This is a genomic window from Streptacidiphilus sp. ASG 303 (assembly GCF_020991365.1).
Lineage (GTDB): Bacteria > Actinomycetota > Actinomycetes > Streptomycetales > Streptomycetaceae > Peterkaempfera.
The window spans coordinates 1-287 of the sequence record NZ_JAJLRA010000176.1 but is presented as its reverse complement, the minus strand read 5'-3'; the positions used below and the strand labels follow the sequence as shown (position 1 = coordinate 287).

The window sequence follows — 287 nt, the reverse complement described above, 5'->3', positions numbered from 1 at the left end:
AACGCGCCGAGCAGCCCGAGTGGACCCCCGAGTGGAACAAGTCGTTCTCCACCGTCAAGTACGCCACCCTCAGCTGCCCGGCCAGGATGGGCGGCTACATCAAGTGCCATGCGGGCGACGCGGGCAAGGGCACGTGGGACGTCGCCCCCGGCCCCGGCAAGACCGGCAACTGGGGCGGCTCCTACCTGGCGATCCCGCGGACCTCCAAGCACGCCTAGGAGGCCGCTGACCTCATCAAGTGGCTGACCGCCGAGGAGCAGCAGGTCACCCTCTTCAAGACGCTCGGC

Annotated in this window: 1 pseudogene; it reads left to right on the top strand. The window is 69.0% G+C overall.

From position 1 onward, the window contains the following. Nucleotides 1-218, top strand: a pseudogene (locus tag LO771_RS30405) (carbohydrate ABC transporter substrate-binding protein); the annotation flags it as partial. Nucleotides 219-287: the final 69 nt, after the last annotated feature.